Origin of the sequence: Brevundimonas sp. (genome assembly GCF_031412435.1) — a bacterium.
GTDB lineage: Bacteria > Pseudomonadota > Alphaproteobacteria > Caulobacterales > Caulobacteraceae > Brevundimonas.
This window is the reverse complement of record NZ_JANODA010000006.1, coordinates 47,122-66,898: the sequence shown is the minus strand read 5'-3', so window position 1 is coordinate 66,898 and position 19,777 is coordinate 47,122. Positions and strand designations below refer to the sequence as shown.

Genomic DNA, 19,777 nt, shown 5'->3' with positions numbered 1-19,777 from the left:
CGGGACTGAGGGGGATCGCATGACCAAGCCGAGGCTCGAGACGGCGTTCGAACGCCTGTTGTTCCGCTCGCGCTGGCTGATGGCGCCCTTCTACGTCGGCCTGGCGGCGGCGCTTCTGATGCTGCTCGTCGTCTTCGTGCGGGAGCTCATCTACTACGTGCCCCAGGCCTTCGCGGGCGGCCAGGGGATGAGTTCCAACGACGTCATCCTGGCGGTCCTGTCGCTGGTCGACCTGTCGCTGGCCGGCAATCTGCTGCTGATCGTGATGTTCTCGGGCTACGAGAATTTCGTCTCCAAGCTCGACCTCGACGGCGAGACGGATCGCCCGCCGTGGATGGGCACGGTCGATTTCTCGGGCCTGAAGATGAAGCTGATCGCCTCCATCGTGGCGATATCCGGCATCCAGCTGCTGAAGTTCTTCATGAATTTCTCCGAGGGCGGAGAGATCAACCAGGTCGAAGCCCTGTGGGCCGTCGTCATCCACCTGACCTTCGTCGTGTCCGGTGTCATGCTGGCCCTGATGGACTGGCTGACCGCCAGGACCGACAAGCACTAGCCTCCCTCTCCTGCCGGGAGGGGATCACACGACCGCGTAGCGCTCCTCAATGCCGTCCGGCTCGAAGTCGTGAGCGTCGAGACTGTCCAGACACGCCTCGACCAACCGCTGGAACATCACATCGTCCCCCGCCGCCACCGCCGGCAACAGATAGTCCGTCACCTCCGCCCGCACCGGCAGCATCCCGACCGGGCCTGGCACGCTGATCGCCAGCTTCAGCCCTTCCGACAGCCACTGCGCCACCGTGTCGAACAGAATCGCAGCCCTCAGGAAATCGGTCCGCCGCACGACATACAGGGTCATCTCCCCGGTCAGCAGCCCGTCCGGCCGGACGATGATCCCGCTTCGATCCGGCCGCCATGCCTCATCCAGCTCCACCACCCGCCAGACGCAGAACCAGGTCCGGCAGGTCTGCGGCCGCACCGCATGGACCGAACACCCCGCCCCGTCGACGCAATAGGCGCACAGCCTGCCCGTCGGCTTCGACAGCTCGGGCAGGTCCAGCGGAATGAACCGGCAGCATTCGACGCAGGGACCGCATTCGCGGCCGGGGATCAGGGGCAGCTCCATCGGCCCACTATAGCAATCCGGATCCGCAACCTCCCGTTAACCTTGCCGCCCCAAGGCTGACGCAAAGCCCGGCGACCCTGCGATCAGGCTCGGGGGAACGGGCCGCACCTCTTTCGGGACACCGCCATGCACCGCCGCCACCTGATCCAGACCGGTTTCGCCGCCGCCGCGACCACCGCGCTCGGCGCCTGCGCCACGACCCCGCGCCAGCCGACCGAGCCCAACTATCCGATCGCCTCGGACGCCAACGCCCAGGCCTATACGGCCGACGAACTGGTCGCCGCCGGTTCGCGCGAACTCGGCATTGCGGCCGAGGCCATGGGCGGCGCCATCGAACGCATCTTCCGCGACCAGGGCGACGCGCCCACCGCCTATATCGCGGGTGAGGAGGGCGCCGGCGCCGCCGTCATCGGCCTGCGCTACGGCCGGGGCGCCCTGCATATGAAGGACCACTCCGCCTCCCAGGAAGTCTTCTGGCAGGGGACCTCGATCGGCTGGGACATCGGCGGCAACGCCAGCCGCGTCTTCACCCTGGTCTATGGCCTGTATTCGCCCGACGCGATCTACCGCCGCTATCCCGGTATCGAGGGAACGGCCTATCTGATCGGCGGCCTGGGCGTGAACTACCAGCGCGCCGACGGCATCGTCCTGGCCCCGGTCCGCACCGGCGTGGGCCTGCGCCTCGGCGCCAATGTCGGCACCATGTCCTACAGCCGCCAGCGCAACCTGCTGCCGTTCTAGGACTACTGAGCGCCCCTTCGGAACGCCACCAGGGCCTGTTCGCGGACCCGGGGGTCGCCGACCGCGATGATGCGGCCGTCGCCGGACACGGCCTCGCCGCGCCAGTTGGTGACCTCGCCCCCGGCCGCCTCGACGACGGGGATCAGGGCCGACCAGTCCCACGGCTTCAGGCCGGTCTCGGCCACCATGTCGATCCGGCCCATGGCCAGCATGGCGTAGGCATAGGCGTCGCAGCCGTAGCGAGCCAGCCGCGCCGCCGCCATCACCTGGGTCCAGGCGCCCAGTTCGGGCGCGGTGAAGATTTCCGGCGCGGTCGTGGCGATGACCGCGTCGGTCAGTCTCTCGCAGGCCCGCACCCGGATCGGTCGGGTCTCGTCCCGGCTCATCAGGACGGCGCCCGACGGCCCGCCCAGGAACAGTTCGCCGAGATACGGCTGGGAGATGACGCCGACGGTGGATCGTCCACCGACCGAGAGTGCAATCAGGGTCGTCCACAACGGCAGGCCGGCGATAAAGGCGCGCGTCCCGTCGATGGGGTCCAGGATCCAGACGTGTTCTGCGTCCGGCCGGTCTTCTCCATACTCCTCGCCGATGACCCCGTGGTCGGGGTATCGGGCCGCGATAAGCCTGCGGATCGCGGCTTCCGCGCCCTTGTCCGCCTCGGTGACCGGATCGAAGGCCCCCGGCCCGGCCTTGTTCTCCTCGGCGTAGTCGCCCCGGAAGAACGGCAGGGTCACCCTGGCGGCCTCGGCGGCCAGTTCGACGGCGAAAGATTCAAACTCGGTCATGGAAACTGGTGGCTGGTGGCTGGTGGCTGGTGGCTGGTGGCTGGTGATTAGACTGAAACGCCCACCACGCCACCACCTATCCAGGCACGAGCCACGCGCCGTCAGGCGCAAGCCACCAGTCACTGCCTAAGAAGCGACCACGTCGCCTTCCGTATGCAGCGACTTGGCCAGGTCCAGCAGCCGACGGCGCGGACGCTCGCCCAGCTGGTAGTAGGCCTGGATCAGGTCGAGGGTTTCCTTGCGGGAAAACATCTCGCCGCCGTTGGCGCCCACCTGTTCCTTGCGTTCCATAGCTTCAGCCAGGCCGTCGTAGAAATAGCTGATCGGCGTTTCCAGCGCTTCGGACAGCTGCCACAGCCGCGCGGCCGAGATGCGGTTCGCGCCGCACTCGTATTTCTGGATCTGCTGGAAGCGGATGCCGACCTGGATGGCCAGCTGTTGTTGCGTCAGCCCCAGCAGGCGACGACGACGGCGCAGGCGGCGCCCCAGGTGAAGGTCGATATCGGTGGCCATTGCCCAGTCCCCTTGTTCTAGCGGGCTGTGCCAAAGCGGCACGGCTCGCCTGAACCGCCGCAACGACCATGCCGACTTCTCGTGACGGGCGAGCGATGGCGAACGCGGGTCGCGGAACTCTTGATTCATTGATAGGCAACCTCTGCCGCAGGCGCGCATTATTGAGGCCACCTCAGCTTTGGAAGGAATGGAACTATGGGTCTCGGAATTATCGGCTGGATCGTCATCGGCATCGTCGCCGGCTGGCTCGCGGAAAAGGTCATGGGTCGCAACCACGGCCTCGTCACCAATCTGATCGTCGGCGTCATCGGCGCCCTGCTCGGCGGCTTCATCGCCGGAAACCTGCTCGGCCTTGCAGTCGGCGGCTTCAATATCGTGACCCTGCTGGTCGCGTTCGGCGGCGCCGTCCTGCTGCTGTTCCTGCTGGGTCTGGTCAAGCGTCGCGCCTGATCGGTCTCTAGCGGACACAAGAAAGGGGCGGCCCGTCGGGCCGCCCCTTTTTCGTTGGGCTTGTGATGCCTTAGCCTTTGGGCGCCGGCGGGGTCGAGGCGTCTGGTTCGACCGTGTCAGGCTTGGCTTCCGGTTCGCCCGGGACCGGCGAGGGATTGGCGGCCGGGTCCCCCGGCATCGGCGCCATGCCGTCGATCGTGGCGGGCGCGGCCTCTTCCACGACCGGAGCCGTACTGAACTCGGCCGAGCTGATGCCGACCACGACGTCGGCCCCCTGCTGGGTCAGACCGCCCAGCGGCACGCCGCGCAAATCACCGTCAGGGCCACGCACCGTCAGTTCCTGTTCGCCGGCCGCATTGCTTTGCACGCCTTCGAGGGTGCCGAGCACGGTTCCGTCCGAACCCTTCACGTTCGAGCCCGGCTGAAGCTGAATCGAACCCTGCGCCTGGGCTTCGGCGGTCGGAGCCGCAGCCGGGGCGTCCTGGGCGAAGGCCGGGGCAGCGGTCAGGAGTGCGGCGGCGACGCCGGCCAGAAGAACGGTCTTGCGGATCATGTTTCTGTCGCTTGGTGACACGGGACAAGAGCGCCCGCTGAGAGACCTAACCACATCCATTGCGAGTTGTTTCAGTCGCCCCGGAATGACCTTGGCGCAGCCCCGATCGGCCGAATGACGCTGAATTCTCGCCTTCAGAGCATCGCGGGAATGACACGATCCGGGGGACGGTGCCCGTTCTGGAGGGTCATCACGTTCAGGATCACCCGGTCGCCCATGTCCTGACGCGCCTCCAGCGTCGCCGATCCCAGATGGGGCAACAACACCACGTTCGGCAGGCCGATCAGGCCGGGATGGATCGCCGGCTCGTTCTCATAGACGTCCAGCCCGACCCCCGACAGCGCCCGTCGCGCTACCGCGTCCGACAGCGCCGCCTCGTCGATCAGTTCGCCCCGCGCCGTATTGATCAGGATCGCGTGGGGCTGCAGCAGGGCCAGGCGCCGGGCCGACAACAGGTGATGGGTCTCCCTCGTCGCCGGACAGTTCAGCGAGATCACGTCCATCCGCGCCAGCATCTGGTCCAGGTCGTCCCAGTAGGTCGCGCCCAGTTCCTCCTCGATCCGGGGACTGACGGCCTTGCGGTTATGATAGTGGACCTGCATCCCGAAGGCCTTCGCCCGGCGGGCCAGGGCCTGTCCGATCCGGCCCATGCCGACGATGCCGAGGCGCTTGCCCCAAAGCTTGCGCCCGCACATCCAGGTCGGGGTCCAGCCCTCGAACTTGCCGGCGGCCACGACCTGGGCGCCCTCCACGATCCGGCGGCTGACCGCCAGGATCAGGCTCATGCCCAGGTCGGCGGTGTCTTCGGTCAGGACGCCGGGCGTATTTGTGACGATGATCTGGCGGGCCACGGCGGCGTCGATGTCGATGTGATCGACCCCCGCGCCGAAGTTGGCGATCATCTTCAGCTGCGCGCCGGCTCCGTTGATCAGCGACGCGTCGATCTCGTCGGTGATGGTGGGGACCAGGATGTCGGCGCGCTGGACGGCCGCTTCCAGCGCCGCCCTGTCCATCGGGGCATCCTTCAGGTTCAGTTCGGCGTCGAACAGCTCGCGCATGCGCGTCTCGACCGCGTCGGGCAATCTTCTGGTTAAGACGACCTTAAGCCTGGGGCTGGACATAGGGACCTTGGGTTATTCACGGGCGCCGCACGGGCGGGGCCCAGGCGCGACGGGTCGATACCGGTGTCTAGCAAGTCTCGCAGCCGCTTCCAAAGCCTCTCGCGTCGCATCTGCGGCGTCGGAGCGATGCTGGGCCTGGCGATCTTCGCTGGAGCCGGCGCCACCATGCCCGATGGTCGGCCGACCCCGACGGGGCTCGAAGTGCCGCGCTGGCTGACCCTGAAGTCCTCGGAAGTGCGCGCCCGCACCGGCCCTGGCCTCGACTACCGGATACTGTGGGAATATCGCGCCGCCGGCCTGCCGGTTCAGGTGATCGCCGAGACGCGCGAATGGCGAAAGATCTGCGACCCTGAGGGCTCCGTCGCCTGGGTCCACCGCAGCGTGGTCTCGGCCCGTCGCGGCGCCTTCAACGCCTCGGTCGAGGAAGTCCCGATCCGCACCGGCCGTTCCGAAGACGCGGCCGTAAAGGCGCGTTTCTCGCCCCGCTCGGTGATCGCCCTCGACGATTGCAAGGAGGGCTGGTGCGAGGTCCGCGCCCGCAAGCTGAAGGGCTGGGTGGCGGAAGACTCCGTCTTCGGCGCCGGAAACCGCGCCCTGTGCGACGCCTCGCGTCAGGCCGGCGAGGCGCGGTAACGCTTCCCTCTCCCTCTGGGAGAGGGTTTCCAAGACCCTACCCATCAACACACCGCCCGAATTCGCGTTCAAATTCAGAGCCCGCTCCGAAAACATAGCTTTATGTCAGGCCCCCTTCGAAACCGTGCGACACTGTCTCCGGTCTTTGAAATCGCCGCCAAATCCCTCGCCTTCGACCTGGACTCTGTGGACTATCTAGACTCGAATTTCGGAGTCCCGCGCTCCGGGGGCCGCTTCGCCACCGCCAGGCTTGCCGGCCTCCCCGGTTGAGCCGCCCGCTCCCCTCGTGTAACCCCGGCGCAACACCACGGAGTCGCACCCGCCTTGACCACCTCGAAATATCCGTCGTCGTTCGACCACGCCGCCCTGCTGGCCTCGGGCCGGGGCGAGTTGTTCGGGCCTGGCAACGCCCAGCTGCCGGCCCCGCCGATGCTGATGTTCGACCGGATCACCCAGATCAACGGCGACGGCGGCGAGCACGGCAAGGGCTATGTTGAGGCCGAGCTGGATATCCATCCGGACCTCTGGTTCTTCCAGTGCCACTTCATCGGCGACCCGGTCATGCCGGGCTGCCTCGGTCTGGACGCCATGTGGCAGCTGGTCGGCTTCTACCTGGGCTGGATCGGCGGCCCCGGGCGCGGCCGGGCGCTGGGCGTGGGCGAGGTCAAGTTCACCGGCCAGGTCCAGCCGGACGTGAAAAAGGTCACCTACAAGATCAATCTGAAGCGGGTCATCAACCGCCGCCTCGTCATGGGGATCGCCGACGGGGTGATGGAAGCCGACGGCGTGCCTATCTATACGGCCACGGACATGCGCGTCGGCCTGTTCGGGGCGGGTCAAACCGCGTCCGGGCCGGTCGGCGGCTAGGTCCAGGTCAGCTATTCGAGATAATCCGCGATCAACGCGGACAAGCTAAAGGGAAACAGTATGCGGCGTGTCGTCGTCACGGGTCTGGGCATCGTCTCTTCCATCGGCACGGGCCAGGAAGAGGTCACCGCCTCCCTGCGCACTGCCCGGTCGGGCGTGGTTTCGGCCCCCGATCACATCAAACACGGCTTCCGCTCCCAGGTCTGGGCGCCCCCGTCGCTGGGCGTGACGGCCGAGGACTGGGCCCCGTTGGTGGATCGGCGGGCGGCGCGGTTCCTGGCCAACGGCACCGCCTGGGGGCATATCGCCTTCGAGGAGGCGCTGAAGGATTCCGGCCTGACCGCCGAAGAGATCAAGGACGATCGCATCGGCCTGATCGTGGGCGAGGGCGGCCCCTCGACCCAGGTCATCCTGCAGGCGGCCCAGACCACGATCGAGAAGGGCGCGCCCAAGCGCATCGGCCCGTTCGCCGTGCCCAAGGCCATGGCTTCGGGCCCCTCTGCGGTCCTGTCGACCTGGTTCGAGATGCGCGGCATCAACTATTCGATCTCCTCGGCCTGCGCGACCAGCGTCCACTGCATCGGCGCGGGCGCCGAACAGATCCAGTGGGGCAAGCAGGACGTGGTCTTCGCCGGCGGCTGCGAGGACATCGACTGGTCGATGTCGAACATGTTCGACGCGATGGGCGCCATGTCCTCCAACTTCAACGAGACCCCTTCGGTGGCCTCCCGCGCCTATGACAAGGACCGCGACGGCTTCGTCATCGCCGGCGGCGCCGGCATCGTGGTGCTGGAAGAGTACGAGCGGGCCGTGGCGCGCGGCGCAAAGATCTATGCCGAGGTCGTCGGCTACGGAGCCAACGCCGACGGGTACGACATGGTCGCCCCCTCGGGCGAGGGCGCCCAGCGCTGCATGAAGATCGCCATGGCCGAGGCGGGCAATCGCAAGATCGACTACCTCAACCCTCACGGCACCTCGACGCCGGTCGGCGACTCCAAGGAGATGGAGGCGATCCGCGCGGTCTTCGGCGCCGACATGCCGATGATCTCCTCGACCAAGTCGCTGACGGGCCACTCGCTGGGCGCCGCCGGGGCCCAGGAGGCGATCTATTCCCTGCTGATGCTCCAGAACGGCTTCGCCTCGGAAAGCGCCCACATCGAAACTCTCGATCCCCAGTTCGAGGGCATGCCGATCCTGCGCAAACGCTGGGACGGCGAGCTGACGACCGTCATGTCCAACAGCTTCGGCTTCGGCGGCACCAACGGGACGGTGATCTTCTCGAAGGTCTGATGCGACCGGGACGCCCCAGCGGCATTACCTGAGACCGCAGGAGACGAACCCCTGGAACCGAACCCCTATATCCTCTTCCTGCTGGGCCTTGGCGCGGTGGTTCTGCTCGTTTCCTGGGCTCCAAAGGGGCTCAGCCGGTTCCCGATTTCGCTGGCGATGATCTGCGTCGGTCTGGGCGTCGCGATCTTCAGCCTGGACGTCCTGTCGTTCAATCCGGACCCGCGCACCTGGGACACCCTGACCGAGCGGCTGACGGAGCTGGTCGTCATCATCTCCCTGATGGGGGCGGGCCTGAAGCTGGATCGACCGGTCAGCCTGAAGGGCTGGGGGCCGACCTGGCGTTTGCTCGCCATCGCCATGCCCCTGACCATCGCCGCCACCGCCTGGCTGGGGGTCAATGGACTTGGGTTCAGCCTGGCCATGGCGCTGCTGCTGGGTGCGGCCATGGCGCCGACGGACCCGGTGCTGGCCTCGGACGTCCAGACCGGACCGCCGAAATCGGGCGAGGAGAATGAAGTCCGCTTCAACCTGACCGCCGAGGCCGGGCTCAATGACGCCCTGGCGTTCCCTTTCGTGAACCTGGCCATCCTCGCCTCGCTGTCGGGCGCGGCGGTCTGGACCGGCCAGGGGCTGGCCGAATGGGTCGCAGTCGATGTCGCCTGGAAGCTGGTTGCGGGGGCGGCCATGGGCTGGGCCGTCGGCAAGGCGATGGGCTGGCTGATCTTCCAGGCCCACAACAAGGGCATCTCGCGCCACGCCGACGGACTGGTGGCGATCGGCGCCACCTTCATCGCCTATGCGGCGACCGAACTCGTTCACGGCTACGGATTCCTCGCGGTCTTCGTCTGCGCCCTGACGATCCGGGCCTCGGAGCGCGAGGACGATTTCCACGAGGAGATGCACGATTTCGCCGAACAGATCGAACGGCTGCTGATGATGCTGCTGCTGGTGCTGTTCGGAGGCGCCCTGGCCAACGGCCTGCTGGACGCCCTGACCTGGACCGACGCCCTGATCGGACTGGCGGTTCTGTTTATCGTCAGGCCGGTCGTGGGCTATGTGTCGTTGATCGGGTCGCCCCTGCCGAAGCGTGACCGCGTCATGCTCGCCTACCTGGGTATCCGCGGCCTGGGCTCGATCTACTACCTCGCCTACGGCCTCAACCACGGGGACTTCGGCGATTCGGAGCGTCTCTGGGCGATCACAGGCTTCATCATACTGGTGTCGATCATCATCCACGGGATCACGGCGACGCCGTTGATGGCCCTGCTGGAGCGACTGGGCCGCCGGTCTTTGCAGGGGAGAGCCGCCCCTGCTAACCCTCCGCGTGACGAACAACTCGGCTGACCGCCGGGCCTGAAGGAGAGACGACCATGGCGAGCGAGAGCGGCTGGAACATGCCAAGGGGCGAACTCATGAAGGGCAAGAAGGGCCTGGTCATGGGGGTCGCGAACTCCAACTCCATCGCCTGGGGCATCGCCTCCCAGCTGGCGGCGCAGGGCGCCGAACTGGCCTTCACCTATATGGGCGAGGGCCTTGAGCGCCGCGTTCGTCCGCTGGCCGAGAGCGTCGGCGCGAAACTGCTGATCCAGGCCGACGTCACCGACGACGCCTCGATGGACGCCGCCTTCGAACAGCTGGAAGCCGAGTTCGGCACGATCGACTTTGTCGTCCACTCGGTCGCCTTCGCCAACAAGGACGAGCTCAAGGGCTCGTTCGTCGACAATACGAGCCGCGACAGCTTCCTGCTGGCCATGAACATCTCCTGCTTCAGCTTCGTCGACGTGGCGAAGCGGGCGTCGAAGATCATGCCCAACGGCGGGTCGATGATCACCATGACCTATCTCGGGTCCGAGCGGGCCATCCCGAACTACAACACCATGGGCGTGGCAAAGGCGGCGCTGGAGGCGGCGACCCGCTATATCGCTCGCGACCTGGGTCCGCGCGGCATCCGCGTCAACGCCATCTCGGCCGGGGCCATGCGCACCCTGTCGCTGGCCGGCATCTCCGGCGGCCGGGGCATGATCGCCCAGGGTCGCGCCATGTCGGCGATGAAGGAGGACACCTCGATGGAGGGCGTCGCCGGCGCCGCCCTGTGGCTGTGCTCGGACCTCGGCTTCTCCACCACGGGCGAAGTCATCCACGTCGACGCGGGCTTCCACATGATGGGGCTGGCCGGGGAAGACGAGGGCTGAACGCCCTCTTGGCCGGGGACGAAGAAGCCCGACCCCACGGTTGCTCCCCGCCGCCAATCCTCTAGTGTCCGTAACCAAGCAAGTTTAGGCGACGGCTGATTCATCCTCGCCCCCGGGCCCCGAGACGACATGCAACTGACCATCGAACGTTCCGCGCTCCTGAAGGCCCTCGGCCACGTTCAGAGCGTGGTCGAGCGCCGGAACACCATTCCGATCCTGTCCAACGTCCTGTTGTCAGCGGGGCGCGACAAGCTGAGCTTCGCCGCCACCGATCTGGACATGGAGATGGTCGACGAGGCCGATGCGACCGTCCAGGTCGAGGGCCAGATCACAGCGCCTGCCCACACCCTGTACGAGATCGTGCGCAAGCTGCCGGACGGGGCCGAGGTCGCCCTGATCTACAACGGCGACGATCCCCGTCTGACGGTCCAGGCGGGCCGGTCGAAATTCAACCTGCCGGTCCTGCCCGCCGGCGACTTCCCCGTCATGTCGACCGAGACCTCGGGCGCCCGCTTCACCCTGATGAAGGAAGATCTCGCGCGTCTGATCGACAAGACCCGCTTCGCCGTCTCGACCGAGGAGACGCGCTACTATCTGAACGGCCTCTATCTCCACACGGTGTCGGAGGGCGGCATTCCCTTGTTGCGCGCCGTGGCCACCGACGGCCACCGTCTGGCCCTGGCCGAGACCCCGGCGCCGGAAGGCGCGGCGGGCGGTCCCGGCGTGATCGTGCCGCGCAAGACCATCGACCAGGTCCGTCGTCTGCTCGACGACGGGTCCGGCCCGGTCGAGATCCAGGTCTCGCCGCAGAAGATCCGCTTCGAGTTCGGCCAGGCCTCCCTGACCTCCAAGGTCATCGACGGGGCCTTCCCCGACTATATGCGCGTGATCCCCAAGGGGAACGACAAACAGGCCGACATCGACAACGCCGTCTTCGCCTCGGCCGTCGACCGCGTCGCCACCATCTCGGCCGAGAAGAGCCGGTCGGTGAAACTGGCCTTCGAGCTGGACCGCGTCACCCTGACCGTCCGCAACATGGAGGCCGGCCAGGGCGTCGAAGAGGTCGAGATAGGCTATTCCGAGGCCCCGTTCGAGATCGGCTTCAACGCCCGCTACCTGCTGGATGTGGCCGGCCAGATCACGGGCGAGAACGCGACCTTCATGTTCGCCGACCCGGCCAGCCCGACCCTGGTCCTCGATCCGGGCGATCCGGGCGTGCAATATGTGCTGATGCCGCTGCGGGTTTAAGCCCGGGGCGGCGGGTTCGCCCCTCGTGATCACCTCCCTCACCCTCACCGACTTCCGGTCCTATGCCTCCGCGACCCTGCCCATTCCGGCGGGGCCGGTGGTGCTGCATGGGCCGAACGGGGCGGGGAAGACCAACCTGCTGGAGGCCCTGAGCCTGTTCACGCCGGGGAGGGGGCTGCGGTCGGCGACGGCGCAGGAGATGGGGCGGCGCGAGCCGGGCGAGGCCGGAGGGCGGGCCTGGGCCGTGGCCCTGACGCTGGACGGCGCCGATGGCGACGCGGTGCGGCTCGGGACGGGCGTGCAGGTCGCCGGGGCCGGGCGGCGGATGGTGCGGATCGACGGGGAGACGGCCCAGCCGGGGCGGCTGCTCGACCATCTCAGGCCCGTCTGGGCGACGCCCGAGCAGGATCGACTGTTCTCCGACGCGCGGGCCGAGCGGCTCAAATTCTTCGACCGGCTGGTGTTCGCGGCCGATCCTGGCCATGCGGCGGCGGTGGCGGGGTACGAGAAGGCGCTGCGGGAACGGTTGCGACTGCTGATCGACGGAGCCGAGGGGCGCGAGGCCGATCCGCTTTGGCTCGATGCGCTGGAGGCTCGACTGGGCGAGACCGGGGCGCGGGCGGCGGCGGCGCGGGCGCGGGCGCTGACTGTGCTGCAGGCGGCGATCGATGCGCGCTCGGAACGTCCCTTTCCGCAGGCGGATCTGGCCCTGGTCGGGGAGACGGAGCGGCTGGCCGAGGGCGGCGCCGACGAGGAGGCGCTAGCCGGGGCGATTCGCGAGGGGATGGTGCGGGCGAGGGGCCGGGACGGGGCGGCGGGCCGGTCGCTGTTCGGTCCGCATCGGGCGGACCTGACGGCGCTGCATCGCGAGAAGAACCGGCCGGCGGCGGAGGGGTCGTCGGGCGAGCAGAAGGCCCTGGTCCTCAACCTGATCCTGGCCCAGGTCGGGCGACTGTCGGGAGGTGAGGCCGCGCCGATCCTGTTGCTGGACGAGGCGCCGGCGCATCTGGACGCAGGGCGGCGGGCGGCCCTGTTCGATGAGATCACGGCCCTGGGCCTTCAGGCCTTCATGACTGGAACGGAGGCCGAGCTGTTCGAGCCGCTGGTCGGGCGGGCGGCGTTCGTGCGGGTCGAGGGCGGGGCGCTGACGCCAGGCTAGGCCGTCGCCGGGTTGGCCTCGCCGTCCACGCGCGGGTTGGGCGGCTTGCCCCCGAGCCTGTCCATAATGAGGAAGACGAAGGGGTTGAGCGAGATCGACAGCAGGGCGGCGGCCAGGATCAGGTCGTGGGTCTCCTGTCGCAGGGCGCCCAGCGAGACGCCGAGCGCGGCGAGGATGAAGGAGAATTCTCCGACCTGGGCCAGGCTGGCGCCGACTGTCAGGCCGGTGGCGCGGTCGAGGCCGAACATGTGGGCGATGGCGAGGGCCGCCAGGGTCTTGCCGACGATGACGATGCCCAGAACGCCGAGGATCGACAGGGGGCGTTCGACGAGGATCATCGGGTCGAACAGCATCCCGACCGAGACGAAGAACAACACGGCGAAGGCGTCGCGCAACGGCAACGACCGCTCCGCCGCATTGTGCCCCAGTGGCGTGCCGTTCAGCACCAGGCCCGCCAGGAAGGCGCCGAGGGCGAAGGAATGGAACAGCTGGTAGGCGATCCAGGCGATTCCGAGCGCGATGGCCAGGACGCCGAGGGTGAACAGCTCCCGCGAACGCGTATGGGCGATACGCACCAGGATCCACGGCAGGACCTTTCCTCCGACGAACAGCATGGCGACGACGAACAGGACGACCTTGAGCAGGGTCCACCCGATGTCGAGCGCCAGATCGGTCGCCTGGAGAGTTTCGCCGTCTGCAATGATGATCATCGGCAGCATGACCAGGGCGATGACGATGACCAGGTCTTCCACGATCAGCCAGCCCACGGCGATGCGGCCGACTTCGCCCTTGTTCTGACGTCGCTCCTCCAGCGCCCGCATCAGGACGACGGTTGAGGCGACGGACAGGGCGAACCCCATCAGCAGTCCCTCGGTGTCCGACATGCCCATGGCGAACCGGCCGAGCAGCCAGCCCAGAACCGTGGCCGAGGCGATCTGCACGAGTGCGCCCGGAATGGCGACCTTGCGCACCTTCATGAGGTCCGCAGGCGAGAAATGCAGGCCTACGCCGAACATCAGCAGGATGACGCCGATCTCCGCCAGCTGGGGCGCCAGGGTCGTGTCGGCGACGAAACCGGCCGTGTGCGGACCGACGATGACGCCGGCGACCAGATAGCCGACGAGGGGCGACAGCTTCAGCCGATTGGCCAGCATTCCGAACACAAAGGCGAGGACGAAGGCCCCGACGAGAGTGGAAATCAGGCTGTCGGCATGCGGCATCGGCGCTCCGGGATAGGGCTGGGGTGTCTCTGGATCGGTGAGCCCAAGATATTGGGGCTGAAGCGACGCGGGACAAGGCGGCGAAGCGCCCTGATCGCTCGCTTTTCGCCTGCGTTTTCCTATATAAACAACGCATCCGGACGGCCTGAATTGGTCGCCCGGAGAATGACGTTTCTCTGCGGGCTGGACGGCGCATGGCGCGGTCCGCGACGCCCGCGTCTCCGGACGAATGAATGACCGACGAACCCCTGAGCGCCCGCACCGAAGATACGGCTGAAGAGGCCGCCTACGGCGCCGAATCCATCAAGGTTCTCAAGGGCCTGGACGCGGTGCGCAAACGCCCCGGCATGTACATCGGCGACACCGACGACGGCTCCGGACTGCACCACATGGTGTACGAGGTCGTCGACAACGCCATCGACGAGGCCCTGGCCGGTCACGCCGATCTGGTCGAGGTGATTCTGAACGCCGACGGCTCGGTCACGGTCACGGACAACGGGCGTGGCATTCCGGTCGACATCCACGCCGAGGAAGGCGTCTCGGCGGCCGAGGTCATCATGACCCAGCTGCACGCCGGCGGGAAATTCGACCAGAATTCCTACAAGGTCTCCGGCGGCCTGCACGGCGTGGGCGTGTCGGTGGTCAACGCCCTGTCGGACTGGCTGAAGCTGGTCATCTTCCGCAACGGCCAACGCCACGAGATGAAGTTCCAGCGCGGCGACACGGTCGAGAGTCTGCGCGTCACGGGCGAGGCCCCGATGCGCGACAACGGCAAGGTCCTGAGCGGGACGCAGGTCACCTTCTATCCGTCGATCACGACCTTCGCCCATATCGACTTCGACCTGAAGACGCTGGAGCACCGGCTACGCGAGCTGGCCTTCCTGAACTCGGGCGTGGTCATCAAGCTGGCCGACAATCGCCATCCCGAGCCGGTCGAGATCATGCTGCACTACGAGGGCGGCGTGGAGGCCTTCGTGCGCCACCTCGACAAGTCCAAGACGCCGATCCTGAAAGACGTCATCGTCATTCGCGGCAAGAAGGACAATATCGAGATCGACCTGGCCCTGTGGTGGAACGATAGCTACCACGAGACCATGCTGTGCTTCACCAACAACATCCCCCAGCGGGATGGAGGCACCCATCTGTCGGCCTTCCGCACCAGCCTGACCAAGGTGATGGGGGCCTATATGGAATCCTCCGGCGCCCTGAAGAAGGAGAAGGTTGCGCCGACCGGCGAGGACGCGCGCGAAGGACTGACCTGCGTGCTGTCGGTCAAGGTGCCGGACCCGAAATTCAGCTCCCAGACCAAGGACAAGCTGGTCTCGTCGGAAGTGCGTCCGGCGGTCGAGGGACTCTGCTCCGAGGGTCTGTCGCAATGGTTCGAAGAGCATCCGGTCGAAGCGAAGATGATCGTCGCCAAGATCATTGAAGCGGCCTCGGCGCGTGAGGCCGCCCGCAAGGCGCGGGACCTGACGCGGCGCAAGTCGGCGCTGGATATCTCCAGCCTGCCCGGCAAGCTGGCCGACTGTCAGGAACGCGACCCGGCCAAGTCCGAACTGTTCATCGTTGAGGGTGATTCCGCCGGCGGCTCGGCCAAACAGGCGCGCAATCGCGAGAACCAGGCCGTCCTGCCGCTGCGGGGCAAGATCCTGAACGTCGAGCGGGCGCGGTTCGACCGGATGCTGTCGTCGGAGTTGATCGGGACCCTGATCCTGGCCCTGGGCACGGGCATCGGGCGCGATGATTTCGACGCCGACAAGCTGCGCTATCACAAGATCATCCTGATGGCCGACGCCGACGTCGACGGCGCCCACATCCGCACCCTGCTCTTGACCTTCTTCTATCGTCAGATGCCGGAGCTGATCACGCGCGGCCACGTCTACATCGCCCAGCCGCCGCTCTACAAAGTCGCCAAGGGCAAGCAGAGCCGCTACCTGAAAGACCAGTCCGAGATGGACTCCTACCTGATTGAGGAAGGATCCTCCGAGGCCGAACTGGACCTCTCGAACGGCGAGCGCCGGATGGGTCTCGATCTGCAGTCGTTGGTCCGTGACGCCAAGGCCTGCAGCGCCAGCGTCGATCGTCTCAGCCAGCGGGCGCCCGCCTTCGCCATCGAACAGGCGGCCCTGGCCGGTCTGTTCGCCGACGATGCCGACATGGCGGCGGTGTCCGCCGCTGCAGCCGCGCGCCTGAACCTGTATGCCGAAGAAGGCGACGGGGCGTGGACAGGCGCGCCGGGCGAGCAGGGGGCGGTGGTCTTCACCCGCTCGCGCCGCGCGGTGCAGGAGACGATCGTGCTGGAAGAGGCGCTGATCCACTCGCTGGACGCGCGTCGTCTGGCCGAGCGGGCGGCTGCGTTCGACGGCGTGTTCGCGGCTCCGGCCGTCTATCGCCGCAAGGACAAATCGACGACGATCCGGGGCCCCCTGGACCTGCTGAACGCCGTGCTCGACGCCGGCAAGAAGGGGCTGTCGATCCAGCGCTACAAGGGTCTGGGCGAGATGAACCCGGAACAGCTGTGGGAGACGACGCTGGACGTCAACGCCCGCACCCTGCTGCAGGTCAAGGTCGACCACGCCGACGACGCCGACGACCTGTTCGCCAAGCTGATGGGCGACGTGGTCGAGCCGCGCCGCGAGTTCATCCAGGAAAACGCCCTGGACGCCGCCGTCGACGTTTAAGATCATCCTGTCCGATCATCTTCGCTTTCGCGGGATGAGCGAATATTTTAGGGCCGGCCGGCGTCGATGTAGGCCTTTACGCTCGCATAGGACGGCGGCTGCGGGCGCATGTCGTCGCAGGAGATCTCTCGGATCGCGTCATCGAAGCTGTCGCGGGCGATGGATTCCCAAGGCTCCTCGGTGTTGAAGACCTCTCCGGGGACGCCGTCCTCGAAGGCGTCGCTTGAAGTGACAACGTGCGACTGGCGGGCGCCGCAGCGGATGCCGAACTGATCCACCGTATGCGAATAGTCGCCGGCGGGCGTGTCGGTCGGAACGCGGGCGACCATCACGGTCAACTCGTCGCCGGTCTTCACCACGCTGTTGACGTCGATCAGATAGTGTTTGTTCGGCGCGCGAGAGAAGGCCCACCATTCAGGCCCCGTCGACTGCTGGACCGCCTCGGCCGTACCGCCCAGCACCTCGACCGGAGGCGGCGGCTGCGTGGTCTGCGCGGCGGCCGCTCCGGCCCACAAGGATAAGATGGCGGTCGCGATCGCATATTTCCGGATAGTCATAGTCGCCTCCCCAGACGGACACTTGTCTGCCATATTTCGCGCCGTTGCGAGGCGAAGATCAAGGGTCGACCGGTCAACCCTTCGCCCACTTCGTCGTTCAGGGTTCTGACATGCTGCGCGCCCTGATCCTGACCCTCGCCCTGCTCGTCCTCCCGGTCGCCGCCCAGGCGCAGTCCAGCACGGCTTTCCGGTCAGACCGGATGGTGGTCACGACGCGGGGCGAGGGGCCTGACGTGATCCTCATTCCTGGCCTGGCCTCGACCAGCGACGTCTGGTCGCGGACGGCGAACCGGTTGGACGACCGCTACCGGGTTCATCTTGTTTCGGTCCGCGGATTCGGAAATGTGCCGGCTGGAGCCAACACGGACGGCGCCTTGGTCGCGCCAGTGGCGGCCGAGCTGCGCCGCTATATCGCCGCGCAGGGGCTGGAGCGGCCGGCGGTCATCGGCCATTCGATGGGCGGGCTGGTGGCGCTTCGGGCCGCCGCCGACGCCGGGCGCGACCGGCGCGGACCGCAGGTTGGTCGGGTCATGGTGGTCGACGCGACGCCCTTCTTCCCCTCCCTGATCAGCCCGGGCGCCACGGTCGGCGACGTCGAGCCCCTGGCCCGGATCGCCTACCAGGCCCTGCTGTTCCTCGGAGACGAGGCCCTGCGGACCCAGGGGACGAGGCTGGGCGACCAGCTCGGCGGAGCGGCGGACAACGTATTCGGCACGCTCGGCTGGCAGGGCGGCGACCGGCAGGTGCTGGCGCAGGGCCTGTACGAGGTCATGACCACGGATCTGAGGAGCCGCCTGCCCGACATCTCGGCGCCGGTGACAGTCGTCTATGGCTGGAGCGCCGACGGCAACAGCCCCAGGGCCCACCTGGACGCCCTGTTCGCCGCAGGCTACCGCAACCTGCGCGCGCCCGCCCGGTTCGAGCGGATCGAGGGCGCGGAGCACATGGTCATGATCGACCAGCCGACCCGGTTCCTTGCGGCGGTGACGCGGTTCCTCGGCTAGTGGACCCTGGGCTTCGGCCCTGCTGCTGACCTCAGCCGCCGTCCGCCCAGACGGTCTTGTACAGATCAAAACGACGGTCGCGCAGGTTGCGGACCGTGCCCTGGGACTTGGCCCAGGCCAGGTCGGACAGGTCGAGATCGGCTACGGTCACTGTCTCGACATTCTCGCTGGCCTCCGCCGCCACCCCGTCGCGGGCGAAGGGGAAGTCGCATGGCGTCAGGATGCAGGACTGGGCGTACTGGACGTCCATGTTCTCCACGTTCGGCAGGTTGCCGACATTGCCCGACAGGATGACGTAGCACTGGTTCTCGATGGCCCGGGCCTGGGAGCAGTAGCGCACCCGCAGATAGCCCTGCCGGTTGTCGGTGCAGAAGGGCACGAACAGCAGCCGCGCGCCTTCGTCGACCAGCCGTCGCGCCAGCTCCGGGAACTCGGAATCATAGCAGATCAGCACCCCGATCGGGCCGCAGTCGGTGGGGATGGCATGGACCCGGTCACCGCCCTTGATGTTCCACCAGTGGCGCTCGTTCGGCGTCGGGTGGATCTTCTCCTGCTCGTGAACCGAACCGTCGCGCAGGAAGACATAGGCGACGTTCTGGATGTCGCCGTCCTCGGTGCGGGTCGGGTGGGAGCCGCCGATGATGTTGATGTTGTACTCGACCGCCATCTTTGACAGCGCCTCGACGAAACGCGGAGTGTAGCGGGTCAGGGCCTCGATCGACTCGACCGGCGACAGCTTCTCCTTCTCCAGAGACAGCAGCTGGAGGGTGAACAGTTCGGGGAAGACCACGAAGTCCGAACGGTAGTCCGAGGTCACGTCGACGAAATATTCGATGTTGGAGATGAATTCATCGAAGCTGGCGACCTTGCGCGCCTGCAGTTGCACCGTCGCCACCCGCACCGTCTCCTTGACTGCGAAGGCGGCGCCGCGCCCGTGCGTCTCGGCATAATAGGGGTTACGCCACACCATATGGGCGGCGTGGCCCATCGAGGCGGTGTCGGCGCTCAGATAGTTCTCCAGCACGCCGATGGGCTCGAAGCCCGAGCGCATGTGAAAGCCGATGACCGGATCGTTCAGCTTCCGGGCGGTGACGGCGTCGAGGTATTCGCGCGGATTCGGATAGGCGGCCTTGCGCCGGCCCAGGCCGGGCATCCGCCCGCCGAAGACGATACCGCGCAGATTCTGCGCCTCGCACAGGTCCCGGCGCGCATCGTACAGGCGCTGGCCGATCCGCAGGCGACGCCGGTCCGGATCAACGCAGACCTCCATGCCGTAGAACCAGTCCCCGACTGGATCATGCCGCGCCGCATAGCCCCCGCCTGTGATCTGGGTCCAGGTGTGAGGCGACATGGCCGTGCGCTCGTCAATGCGGAAACCGGCGGCATAACCGACCAGGTCGCCGTCATATTCGACCACGAACTGGCCGTCCGGGTAGGCGGCGATCTGGCCCCGAAGCATCCCCGGCGTCAGGGCGGGCATGTCCTTGTAGACCTTGGCGACCAGCACCGAGATGGCGTCGACGTCACTGAGCTTGGCGTTCCGGATGGTGAGAACGGCCGGCTTGTTGGGTTTCTTCATAGGCTCGTGAACGCACGGCTGTGACGGTGGATCAACCCTCGCCGACCACTTTTCT

20 protein-coding genes are annotated in these 19,777 nt (G+C 67.1%); 12 read left to right on the top strand and 8 right to left on the bottom strand.

Features of this window, described 5'->3' with window-relative positions:
• Window positions 1-19: 19 nt before the first annotated feature.
• Window positions 20-556: a TIGR00645 family protein gene (locus RMO01_RS01345; RefSeq protein WP_309627251.1), complete on the top strand. Its 537-nt coding sequence runs from the start codon at window positions 20-22 to the stop codon at window positions 554-556.
• Window positions 557-580: 24 nt separating this feature from the next.
• Here RMO01_RS01345 and RMO01_RS01340 read toward each other — a convergent pair whose 3' ends face one another.
• Entirely contained in the window at window positions 581-1,126 is a 546-nt protein-coding gene (locus RMO01_RS01340; RefSeq protein WP_309627250.1) for a hypothetical protein, read from the bottom strand.
• Window positions 1,127-1,252: 126 nt separating this feature from the next.
• Between RMO01_RS01340 and RMO01_RS01335 the strand changes: the two genes are divergently transcribed.
• Entirely contained in the window at window positions 1,253-1,867 is a 615-nt protein-coding gene (locus RMO01_RS01335; RefSeq protein WP_309627249.1) for a DUF1134 domain-containing protein, read from the top strand.
• Window positions 1,868-1,869: 2 nt separating this feature from the next.
• Here RMO01_RS01335 and hisN read toward each other — a convergent pair whose 3' ends face one another.
• Entirely contained in the window at window positions 1,870-2,655 is a 786-nt protein-coding gene (gene hisN, locus RMO01_RS01330; protein ID WP_309627248.1) for a histidinol-phosphatase, read from the bottom strand.
• A 126-nt stretch (window positions 2,656-2,781) separates the two neighbouring features.
• Window positions 2,782-3,168: a helix-turn-helix transcriptional regulator gene (locus tag RMO01_RS01325; RefSeq protein ID WP_309627247.1), complete on the bottom strand. Its 387-nt coding sequence runs from the start codon at window positions 3,166-3,168 to the stop codon at window positions 2,782-2,784.
• Window positions 3,169-3,363: 195 nt separating this feature from the next.
• On the opposite strand from RMO01_RS01325, the gene RMO01_RS01320 reads away from it, so the two are divergent.
• Window positions 3,364-3,618 carry a GlsB/YeaQ/YmgE family stress response membrane protein gene (locus tag RMO01_RS01320; RefSeq protein WP_309627246.1) on the top strand — a complete coding sequence of 85 codons (255 nt, stop codon included), beginning with the start codon at window positions 3,364-3,366 and terminating at the stop codon, window positions 3,616-3,618.
• 70 nt (window positions 3,619-3,688) lie between these two features.
• On the opposite strand, the gene RMO01_RS01315 is transcribed toward RMO01_RS01320, so the two are convergent.
• Together RMO01_RS01315 and RMO01_RS01310 are read right to left on the bottom strand one after the other, a co-directional pair.
• A complete protein-coding gene (locus RMO01_RS01315) occupies window positions 3,689-4,171 on the bottom strand; it encodes a superoxide dismutase (RefSeq protein ID WP_309627245.1) in 483 nt (160 codons plus the stop codon).
• 134 nt (window positions 4,172-4,305) lie between these two features.
• Complete coding sequence (locus RMO01_RS01310; protein ID WP_309627244.1) at window positions 4,306-5,292, bottom strand: D-glycerate dehydrogenase; 987 nt, start codon at window positions 5,290-5,292, stop codon at window positions 4,306-4,308.
• A 63-nt stretch (window positions 5,293-5,355) separates the two neighbouring features.
• On the opposite strand from RMO01_RS01310, the gene RMO01_RS01305 reads away from it, so the two are divergent.
• From RMO01_RS01305 to recF, 7 genes are all read left to right on the top strand, one after another.
• Complete coding sequence (locus tag RMO01_RS01305; RefSeq protein ID WP_309627243.1) at window positions 5,356-5,925, top strand: SH3 domain-containing protein; 570 nt, start codon at window positions 5,356-5,358, stop codon at window positions 5,923-5,925.
• A 324-nt stretch (window positions 5,926-6,249) separates the two neighbouring features.
• On the top strand, window positions 6,250-6,792 hold the full coding sequence (fabA, locus tag RMO01_RS01300) for a 3-hydroxyacyl-[acyl-carrier-protein] dehydratase FabA (protein ID WP_309627242.1): 543 nt from the start codon (window positions 6,250-6,252) through the stop codon (window positions 6,790-6,792).
• A gap of 60 nt (window positions 6,793-6,852) precedes the next feature.
• Window positions 6,853-8,082 carry a beta-ketoacyl-ACP synthase I gene (fabB, locus tag RMO01_RS01295; protein ID WP_309627241.1) on the top strand — a complete coding sequence of 410 codons (1,230 nt, stop codon included), beginning with the start codon at window positions 6,853-6,855 and terminating at the stop codon, window positions 8,080-8,082.
• 96 nt (window positions 8,083-8,178) lie between these two features.
• On the top strand, window positions 8,179-9,426 hold the full coding sequence (locus RMO01_RS01290; protein ID WP_309627240.1) for a cation:proton antiporter: 1,248 nt from the start codon (window positions 8,179-8,181) through the stop codon (window positions 9,424-9,426).
• Between the two features lie 50 nt (window positions 9,427-9,476).
• On the top strand, window positions 9,477-10,274 hold the full coding sequence (locus RMO01_RS01285) for an enoyl-ACP reductase (RefSeq protein ID WP_309627292.1): 798 nt from the start codon (window positions 9,477-9,479) through the stop codon (window positions 10,272-10,274).
• 129 nt (window positions 10,275-10,403) lie between these two features.
• The gene (dnaN, locus tag RMO01_RS01280; protein ID WP_309627239.1) at window positions 10,404-11,522 is read left to right on the top strand and encodes a DNA polymerase III subunit beta; all 1,119 of its coding nucleotides are present in this window, start codon (window positions 10,404-10,406) and stop codon (window positions 11,520-11,522) included.
• A gap of 25 nt (window positions 11,523-11,547) precedes the next feature.
• Window positions 11,548-12,681, top strand: a complete 1,134-nt coding sequence (gene recF, locus RMO01_RS01275) for a DNA replication/repair protein RecF (protein WP_309627238.1) — start codon at window positions 11,548-11,550, stop codon at window positions 12,679-12,681.
• Here the strand turns inward: recF and RMO01_RS01270 are convergent.
• Window positions 12,678-13,901 carry a cation:proton antiporter gene (locus RMO01_RS01270; RefSeq protein WP_309627237.1) on the bottom strand — a complete coding sequence of 408 codons (1,224 nt, stop codon included), beginning with the start codon at window positions 13,899-13,901 and terminating at the stop codon, window positions 12,678-12,680. The genes recF and RMO01_RS01270 overlap by 4 nt on opposite strands.
• A 233-nt stretch (window positions 13,902-14,134) precedes the next feature.
• On the opposite strand from RMO01_RS01270, the gene gyrB reads away from it, so the two are divergent.
• Window positions 14,135-16,582 carry a DNA topoisomerase (ATP-hydrolyzing) subunit B gene (gyrB, locus tag RMO01_RS01265; protein WP_309627236.1) on the top strand — a complete coding sequence of 816 codons (2,448 nt, stop codon included), beginning with the start codon at window positions 14,135-14,137 and terminating at the stop codon, window positions 16,580-16,582.
• A 47-nt stretch (window positions 16,583-16,629) separates the two neighbouring features.
• On the opposite strand, the gene RMO01_RS01260 is transcribed toward gyrB, so the two are convergent.
• Window positions 16,630-17,139: a hypothetical protein gene (locus tag RMO01_RS01260; RefSeq protein ID WP_309627235.1), complete on the bottom strand. Its 510-nt coding sequence runs from the start codon at window positions 17,137-17,139 to the stop codon at window positions 16,630-16,632.
• 110 nt (window positions 17,140-17,249) lie between these two features.
• On the opposite strand from RMO01_RS01260, the gene RMO01_RS01255 reads away from it, so the two are divergent.
• On the top strand, window positions 17,250-18,143 hold the full coding sequence (locus tag RMO01_RS01255) for an alpha/beta hydrolase (RefSeq protein ID WP_309627234.1): 894 nt from the start codon (window positions 17,250-17,252) through the stop codon (window positions 18,141-18,143).
• 31 nt (window positions 18,144-18,174) lie between these two features.
• Here RMO01_RS01255 and RMO01_RS01250 read toward each other — a convergent pair whose 3' ends face one another.
• On the bottom strand, window positions 18,175-19,722 hold the full coding sequence (locus RMO01_RS01250; protein WP_309627233.1) for a GNAT family N-acetyltransferase: 1,548 nt from the start codon (window positions 19,720-19,722) through the stop codon (window positions 18,175-18,177).
• Between the last annotated feature and the right edge of the window lie 55 nt (window positions 19,723-19,777).